Origin of the sequence: Citrobacter sp. CK181, from assembly GCF_030333595.1 — a bacterium.
Classification (GTDB): domain Bacteria; phylum Pseudomonadota; class Gammaproteobacteria; order Enterobacterales; family Enterobacteriaceae; genus Citrobacter_B; species Citrobacter_B koseri.
Map to the genome: position 1 here is coordinate 648849 of NZ_JAOWFN010000015.1, position 8412 is coordinate 657260.

Consider the following 8412-nt stretch of genomic DNA (forward strand, 5'->3'; position numbering starts at 1 on the left):
CCGGACATGGCAAACTTTTTTATTAATCGCCCGATTTTTGCCTGGGTTCTGGCCATCATTCTCATGATGGCCGGAGCCCTGGCGATCATGCAACTGCCCGTTGCGCAGTACCCGACCATCGCGCCGCCCGCCGTTGCGATTTCCGCAACCTACCCGGGAGCGGACGCGCAAACGGTGCAGGATACCGTAACGCAGGTTATCGAACAGAATATGAACGGTATCGATAACCTGATGTATATGTCGTCCACCAGCGACTCGTCCGGTAGCGTAACCATTACGTTGACGTTCCAGTCCGGCACCGACCCGGATATCGCACAGGTTCAGGTACAAAATAAACTGCAACTGGCCATGCCTTTGTTGCCGCAGGAAGTACAGCAGCAAGGTATCAGCGTCGAGAAATCAAGCAGTAGCTTCCTTCTGGTGGCCGGTTTTGTTTCCGACAATAAGAACCTGACGCAGGATGACATTTCCGATTATGTGGCGTCTAACGTTAAAGATACCATCAGCCGGACATCCGGCGTCGGCGACGTCCAACTGTTTGGCGCACAGTACGCGATGCGTATCTGGCTCGACAGCAATGCGTTAAACAAATACCAACTGACGCCGTTAGATGTTATTAACCAGCTGAAAACGCAGAACAACCAGATTGCCGCAGGCCAACTGGGCGGGACGCCTTCCATCCCGGGACAGCAGCTTAACGCCTCTATCATCGCACAAACACGCCTGAAAACGCCGGAAGAGTTTGGCCGCATCACGCTGAAAGTGAATCAGGATGGTTCGATGGTCCATCTTAAAGATGTGGCCCGCATCGAACTGGGCGGCGAAAACTACAACATGGTGACGAAGATTAATGGCCAGGCGGCGACAGGTCTGGGTATTAAGCTGGCAACCGGTGCGAACGCGCTGGATACGGCAGCGGCCATTAAAGCAAAGCTTGCGGAACTACAACCGTTTTTCCCGCAAGGGTTGAAAGTGGTCTACCCGTATGACACCACGCCGTTTGTGAAAATATCGATTCATGAAGTGGTGAAAACGCTGTTTGAAGCAATCATCCTCGTTTTCCTGGTCATGTATCTTTTCCTGCAAAACATACGCGCGACGTTGATACCGACCATTGCGGTGCCGGTTGTACTGCTGGGTACATTCGCCATCCTGGCGGCGTTCGGTTTCTCTATTAATACGTTAACAATGTTCGGGATGGTGCTCGCCATCGGCTTGCTGGTCGATGACGCTATCGTCGTCGTGGAAAACGTCGAACGCGTGATGGTGGAAGAAAAGCTGCCGCCCAAAGAAGCGACTCAGAAATCAATGTCGCAGATTCAGGGCGCGCTGGTGGGGATCGCGATGGTGCTTTCCGCCGTATTTGTGCCGATGGCCTTCTTTGGCGGCTCAACCGGCGCAATTTACCGCCAGTTCTCGCTGACTATCGTTTCTGCAATGGCGCTTTCTGTACTGGTTGCGCTCATCCTGACGCCTGCGCTTTGCGCCACGCTGCTTAAGCCTGCGTCTGCCGATCACCATGAAAAGAAAGGTGGCTTCTTCGGGTGGTTTAACACGCTGTTTGATAAAAGCGTCGGGCATTACAGTAACAGCGTCAGCGGTATTTTGCGCAAGACCGGGCGTTATTTGCTGCTGTATGTCCTTATCGTCGGCGGCATGGCCATTTTGTTCCTGCGCTTACCCACCTCCTTCCTGCCAGAAGAAGATCAGGGCGTATTCATGACGATGGTGCAGTTACCTGCTGGCGCGACACAGACGCGTACGCAGCAGGTGCTGGATCAGATTCAGAACTACTATCTGAACCAGGAAAAAGCCAACGTTGAATCCGTCTTTACCGTGAATGGTTTTAGCTTTAGCGGACAGGGGCAGAACTCCGGTATTGTCTTTATTAGCCTGAAGCCCTGGGAAGAACGCCCCGGCGAAGAAAATGGCGTAGAAGCGATCGTTGCCCGCGCAACCAGGGCATTCAGCCAGATAAAGGATGGTCTTGTCTTCCCGTTCAACCTGCCCGCGATTATTGAGCTGGGTACGGCAACGGGGTTTGACTTTGAACTGATCGATCAGGCGAACCTGGGTCACACGGAACTCACCAAAGCCCGGAACCAGTTGCTGGGTATGATAAAAGAGCATCCCGACCTGCTGGTCCGTGTACGCCCTAACGGACTGGAAGATACGCCACAGTTCAAGCTGGATGTCGATCAGGAAAAAGCACAGGCCCTGGGAGTCAGCCTGTCAGACATCAACCAGACGATTTCCACCGCGCTTGGCGGTACGTACGTGAATGATTTCATCGATCATGGACGAGTGAAGAAAGTCTATGTCCAGGCGGATGCGCCGTTCCGCATGTTGCCCGGTGACATCAACAATCTGTATGTCCGTAGTGCAAACGGTGAAATGGTTCCGTTCTCCACCTTCAGTTCGGCACGGTGGATTTACGGCTCACCACGTCTGGAACGCTACAACGGTATGCCTTCAATGGAGCTGTTGGGTGAAGCGGCGCCCGGCAGAAGTACCGGGGAAGCGATGGCATTAATGGAAAGCCTGGCGGCAAAATTACCGAACGGTATTGGTCATGACTGGACAGGCATGTCGTATCAGGAGCGCCTCTCCGGCAACCAGGCTCCGGCGTTGTATGCAATCTCACTGATTGTGGTCTTCCTTTGCCTGGCTGCATTGTATGAAAGCTGGTCCATTCCGTTCTCCGTTATGCTCGTCGTACCGCTCGGCGTGGTCGGCGCATTGCTGGCCGCCTCGCTTCGCGGACTGAATAACGATGTTTACTTCCAGGTTGGCCTGCTCACAACCATTGGTCTTTCTGCTAAAAACGCCATCCTGATTGTGGAGTTTGCCAAAGATCTGATGGAGAAAGAGGGACGAGGGTTGATTGAGGCAACGCTTGAAGCATCGCGTATGCGTTTACGCCCAATCCTGATGACATCTCTGGCGTTCATCCTCGGCGTTATGCCGCTGGTTATCAGTCATGGCGCAGGCAGTGGCGCACAAAATGCGGTGGGAACAGGGGTTATGGGAGGAATGCTGACGGCGACATTGCTGGCAATCTTCTTCGTTCCGGTCTTCTTTGTGGTCGTGAGACGTCGTTTTAACCGGCATCATGATTAACCACTAAAATTACGGCGCCCTCGGGCGCCTTTTTCCAAAATAATTATCCATTTATGTATTAAAAAGATAGTCATTTATTTTACCTGCTATTTACCAGACATGCACCGCTTAGCCATCCTTTTCTCCATTATTTTTACAATCCACATGAATTGAAATTATTCCATATGCGGGTGCCTTTTTAAGGCGTGATAAAATAGCGCCGGGTTCGCAGCTAGCGGAGCATTCGACTTTGCTGGATGTAGCGAAACGTTTATTTTTGAGGTAACACCATGAAAAGATTAATTCCTGTTGCATTGCTCACAACCTTGCTGGCGGGGTGTGCGCATGACTCTCCTTGCGTTCCGGTTTATGACGACCAGGGTCGTCTGGTTCATACCAATACCTGTATGAAGGGCACCACGCAAGATAACTGGGAAACAGCGGGGGCGATTGCCGGTGGCGCAGCCGCTGTCGCAGGCCTGACGCTGGGGATTGTTGCCCTGACGAAATAGGTTTTATTAAAAGCGCGGCAACCCGCGCTTTTAATATAAGACAAAGCTCTGGACAATCGCTTTATTATTAATCATCAATTATAGATTTCTCTCACATATCTACTCTATAAGATTGGCGCTTTTCATTATTCTGTCTTAGTGAAACTGCATTTATCATACTTATCCTGCCGATATTAACGGGCGAAATCATTATTCCGCACAGCGCCCGTAAATTTAAATATTTTGCTCCAAAATGTGGCTTACGTTTCATTTTCGCACCATTTCAGGGCGCTGCATTTATTTTTTCCTGTCTACACTCTGCATATTGCGTCGAGCATTCGTTCGCAAAACCTGGCACTACCTTTGCTTAAAAGAGTATGGCCAAAGCCACAGACAGGTAAAGACGTTCCAGAACGTCTCTCTATAACGATAATTTCTCCACACAGGATGCATTATGAAAAAGATGATGATAGCCAGCCTGGCTGCGGTCGGCGTGCTGCTTGCTGTTGCAAATCAAGCGCATGCTGGCGCAACACTGGATGCCGTAAAGAAAAAAGGATTCGTACAATGTGGGATCAGTGACGGCCTGCCTGGTTTTTCTTATGCAGATGCAAGCGGTAAATTCACGGGTATTGACGTCGATGTTTGTCGTGGCGTTGCCGCAGCCGTCTTTGGCGATGATACAAAAGTAAAATATACCCCACTCACTGCAAAGGAACGCTTCACCGCCTTGCAATCCGGCGAAGTCGATCTGTTATCCCGTAATACAACCTGGACCTCTTCACGCGACGCAGGTATGGGCATGTCATTCACTGGCGTGACGTATTACGACGGGATTGGTTTCCTGACGCATAACAAAGCGGGGTTAAAAAGCGCTAAAGAGCTGGACGGCGCCACCGTCTGTATACAGGCTGGCACGGATACCGAACTGAACGTGGCCGATTATTTTAAAGCCAACAAAATGAAATACACCCCGGTCACTTTTGATCGCTCTGATGAGTCAGCCAAAGCGCTGGAATCGGGCCGCTGTGACACGCTGGCTTCTGACCAGTCTCAGTTATATGCCCTGCGAATCAAGCTGAGCGACCCTGCCGAATGGATCGTCTTGCCTGAAGTCATCTCAAAAGAACCTCTGGGCCCCGTTGTGCGCCGTGGTGATGATGAGTGGTTCTCTGTCGTCCGCTGGACGCTGTTCGCTATGCTGAATGCTGAAGAAATGGGAATTAACTCGCAGAACGTAGATGAGAAAGCGGCGAATCCGGCAACACCGGACATGGCGCATTTGTTGGGCAAAGAAGGGGATTACGGTAAGGATCTGAAACTGGATAACAAATGGGCCTACAACATCATTAAACAGGTTGGTAACTACGCGGAGATCTTTGAACGTAACGTGGGATCGGAAAGCCCGCTGAAGATCAAACGAGGCCAGAACAATCTCTGGAATAACGGCGGCATTCAGTACGCACCACCCGTACGCTAAGCCGTTGTGATGTAACGGGCGCCGCACCTGCGGCGCTCAGCCCAGAGTTATGGTTACCGAGGTTTTCTTATGTCCCATCGCCGCTCAACCGTGAAAGGAATGCTCTCCTTTTCTAACCCTGCGGTCCGCGCCTGGTTATTTCAAATACTCGCCGTTATTGCGGTTGTCAGTGTTGCGGTCTATTTAATTCATAATACGATTAACAATCTGAGCAGCCGGGGGATTACCTCAGGATTCGCGTTTCTCGATCGCAGCGCCGGGTTCGGTATTGTTCAGCACCTGATCGACTACGAGCAAGGGGATACATACGGTCGCGTCTTTCTGGTCGGCTTGCTCAATACCCTGTTGGTCTCAGCACTGTGTATTGTTTTTGCGTCATTTTTAGGTTTTTTCCTCGGCCTTGCACGCCTGTCGGATAACTGGTTATTGCGTAAGTTATCGACCATTTACATCGAAACCTTTCGCAATATTCCGCCATTGCTGCAAATCTTCTTCTGGTACTTTGCCGTCCTGCGTAATTTACCCGGACCACGGCAGGCGGTCAGCGCGCTGGATTTGGTTTTTCTGAGTAATCGGGGACTTTATATTCCGGCACCACAGCTGGGTGAAGGCGTTATCGCTTTTTGTGTGGCAATCCTTCTGGCGATCGTCATCTCCACTGGGCTCTTTCGCTTCAATAAAACGCACCAGATTAAGACGGGGCAATTGCGCCGAACATGGCCTACGGCGTTAGCGCTCATCGTACTATTGCCGGCAGTCGCTCAGTGGCTATTTGGCGCGGCGCTGCACTGGGATGTACCCGAGTTACGCGGGTTTAACTTCCGGGGAGGGATGGCATTAATTCCAGAACTGGCTGCGTTGACGCTGGCGCTTTCGGTATACACCTCGGCATTTATTGCTGAGATCATCCGTTCCGGTATCCAGGCGGTTCCCCACGGCCAGCATGAAGCCGCGCGTTCACTGGGCCTCCCTAATCCGGTAACGCTGCGTCAGGTCATCATTCCCCAGGCACTGCGCGTGATCATTCCTCCATTGACCAGCCAGTATCTGAATATCGTGAAGAACTCATCGCTTGCCGCCGCTATCGGCTACCCGGATATGGTTTCCCTGTTTGCCGGAACGGTACTGAACCAGACGGGTCAGGCCATTGAAACCATCGCCATCACCATGTCGGTATATCTGATCATCAGCCTCAGTATTTCCCTGCTGATGAATATTTATAACCGCCGTATCGCCCTGATTGAGCGCTAAGGAACCATGATGACAAAAGCTCTTCTGTCTCATCCCATGCGCCCGGCCAATAACGGCGCAGGTCGCATAATTTTGTGGGTACGTAAAAATCTCTTTTCCAGTTGGTCCAATAGCCTGCTAACCCTTTTTTGTCTGTGGCTCATGTGGATACTCATTCCCCCCTTGCTGAACTGGGCGTTTCTACAGGCTAACTGGGTGGGTTCGACGCGTGCTGATTGCACGAAGGCGGGTGCCTGCTGGGTATTTATCCACGAACGTTTTGGTCAGTTTATGTATGGGCTTTATCCACATGACCAACGCTGGCGCATCAACCTGGCATTACTTGTTGGTCTGGCCTCCATTGTGCCGATGTTCTGGAAAGCAATGCCCCGTCGCGGGCGCTACATCGCCGCATGGGCGGTTATCTATCCCATTGTTGTCTGGTGGCTGATGTATGGCGGTTTCTTCGGGCTGGAGCGGGTAGAAACGCGGCAATGGGGAGGATTAACGCTCACGTTGATCATCGCTTCCGTCGGTATTGCGGGTGCCCTTCCTCTGGGAATTTTGCTGGCGCTGGGCCGTCGCTCTCATATGCCGATCGTTCGGATGCTCTCCGTTATCTTTATCGAGTTCTGGCGAGGCGTACCGTTAATCACCGTGCTGTTTATGTCTTCGGTCATGCTGCCGCTGTTTATGTCGGAAGGAACCAGTATCGACAAACTTATCCGGGCGCTGGTCGGGGTGATCCTTTTTCAGTCTGCCTACGTCGCAGAGGTCGTACGCGGAGGGTTACAGGCATTACCGAAAGGGCAGTATGAGGCCGCGGAATCTCTGGCGCTCGGGTACTGGAAAACCCAGGGACTGGTCATTCTACCCCAGGCGTTAAAGCTGGTAATCCCGGGTCTGGTGAACACCATTATCGCCCTGTTTAAAGATACCAGCCTGGTGATCATTATCGGTTTATTTGACCTTTTCAGTAGCGTTCAGCAGGCGACTGTTGACCCTGCATGGCTGGGGATGTCGACCGAAGGGTATGTTTTTGCCGCACTGATTTACTGGATTTTCTGCTTCAGCATGTCGCGTTACAGCCAGCATCTGGAGAAACGTTTTAACACCGGGCGTACGCCGCACTGAGGATTTTATGAGCCAATTATTAATTCAACCTGCCGACGCGATGATCACGCTGGAAAACGTCAATAAATGGTACGGTCAGTTTCATGTTCTGAAAGACATTAATCTGAACGTGAAACAGGGGGAGCGTATCGTGCTGTGTGGCCCTTCCGGCTCGGGTAAATCCACGACCATTCGCTGTATTAATCATCTGGAGGAACATCAACAAGGACGGATTGTGGTAGACGGTATTGAACTCAATGAAGACATTCGCAATATCGAGCGGGTAAGACAGGAAGTCGGTATGGTGTTCCAGCACTTCAACCTCTTCCCACATCTGACGGTACTGCAAAACTGTACTCTGGCGCCGATTTGGGTGCGGAAGATGCCAAAGAAAGAAGCTGAAGCACTGGCGATGCATTACCTGGAACGTGTGCGCATCGCTGAGCACGCCCATAAGTTTCCAGGGCAGATTTCCGGCGGGCAACAGCAGCGCGTGGCTATTGCACGTTCGCTATGCATGAAGCCCAAAATTATGCTGTTTGATGAGCCGACTTCCGCGCTGGATCCTGAGATGGTGAAAGAGGTGCTGGATACCATGATTGGTCTGGCACAGTCCGGGATGACAATGCTTTGCGTCACCCACGAAATGGGCTTTGCCCGAACGGTAGCAGACAGGGTGATCTTTATGGATCGTGGTGAAATTGTTGAGCAGGCGCCACCGGAAGAGTTCTTTGCCCATCCTAAATCAGAGCGTACCCGGGCGTTTTTGTCGCAAGTCATTCACTAACTGCCCGGTGGCGCTGCGCTTATCTGGTGGAACGTGAGCCGGATAAGGCACAGCCGCCATCCAGCAGTTCTCAGGGCGCGTAAACGCAAAAAGGCCCGGTCTTTCGACCGGGCCCTTCGCTTGATTTGATGTCTGGCAGTTCCCTACTCTCGCATGGGGAGACCCCACACTACCATCGGCGCTACGGCGTTTCACTTCTGAGTTCGGCATGG

6 protein-coding genes and 1 rRNA gene are annotated in these 8412 nt (G+C 51.8%); 6 read left to right on the top strand and 1 reads right to left on the bottom strand.

Annotation, left to right across the window (positions count from 1 at the left end):
• Nucleotides 1-6: 6 nt before the first annotated feature.
• The 6 genes from OGW17_RS20355 (at nt 7) to OGW17_RS20380 (ending at nt 8200) form a co-directional block, all read left to right on the top strand.
• Complete coding sequence (locus tag OGW17_RS20355) at nt 7-3120, top strand: efflux RND transporter permease subunit (RefSeq protein ID WP_071257689.1); 3114 nt, start codon at nt 7-9, stop codon at nt 3118-3120.
• A 269-nt stretch (nt 3121-3389) separates the two neighbouring features.
• Complete coding sequence (locus OGW17_RS20360; RefSeq protein ID WP_012135403.1) at nt 3390-3611, top strand: putative periplasmic lipoprotein; 222 nt, start codon at nt 3390-3392, stop codon at nt 3609-3611.
• A 433-nt stretch (nt 3612-4044) separates the two neighbouring features.
• On the top strand, nt 4045-5070 hold the full coding sequence (locus OGW17_RS20365; protein WP_012135405.1) for an amino acid ABC transporter substrate-binding protein: 1026 nt from the start codon (nt 4045-4047) through the stop codon (nt 5068-5070).
• A 69-nt stretch (nt 5071-5139) separates the two neighbouring features.
• Nucleotides 5140-6321: an amino acid ABC transporter permease gene (locus tag OGW17_RS20370; protein ID WP_058668172.1), complete on the top strand. Its 1182-nt coding sequence runs from the start codon at nt 5140-5142 to the stop codon at nt 6319-6321.
• Nucleotides 6322-6330: 9 nt separating this feature from the next.
• Nucleotides 6331-7434 (top strand): amino acid ABC transporter permease, encoded by a 1104-nt coding sequence (locus tag OGW17_RS20375; protein WP_024130997.1) that lies wholly within the window; start codon nt 6331-6333, stop codon nt 7432-7434.
• A 7-nt stretch (nt 7435-7441) separates the two neighbouring features.
• Nucleotides 7442-8200 carry an amino acid ABC transporter ATP-binding protein gene (locus OGW17_RS20380; RefSeq protein ID WP_012135408.1) on the top strand — a complete coding sequence of 253 codons (759 nt, stop codon included), beginning with the start codon at nt 7442-7444 and terminating at the stop codon, nt 8198-8200.
• Between the two features lie 130 nt (nt 8201-8330).
• On the opposite strand, the gene rrf is transcribed toward OGW17_RS20380, so the two are convergent.
• Nucleotides 8331-8412, bottom strand: a 5S ribosomal RNA gene (rrf, locus tag OGW17_RS21685); the annotation flags it as partial.

Bases quoted from the DNA above. Each gene is read 5' to 3' on its own strand.
- OGW17_RS20365 (WP_012135405.1), top strand. From the start codon at position 4,045: ATGAAAAAGATGATGATAGCCAGCCTGGCTGCGGTCGGCGTGCTGCTT.
- OGW17_RS20355 (WP_071257689.1), top strand. From the start codon at position 7: ATGGCAAACTTTTTTATTAATCGCCCGATTTTTGCCTGGGTTCTGGCC.
- OGW17_RS20380 (WP_012135408.1), top strand. From the start codon at position 7,442: ATGAGCCAATTATTAATTCAACCTGCCGACGCGATGATCACGCTGGAA.
- OGW17_RS20360 (WP_012135403.1), top strand. From the start codon at position 3,390: ATGAAAAGATTAATTCCTGTTGCATTGCTCACAACCTTGCTGGCGGGG.
- OGW17_RS20375 (WP_024130997.1), top strand. From the start codon at position 6,331: ATGACAAAAGCTCTTCTGTCTCATCCCATGCGCCCGGCCAATAACGGC.
- OGW17_RS20370 (WP_058668172.1), top strand. From the start codon at position 5,140: ATGTCCCATCGCCGCTCAACCGTGAAAGGAATGCTCTCCTTTTCTAAC.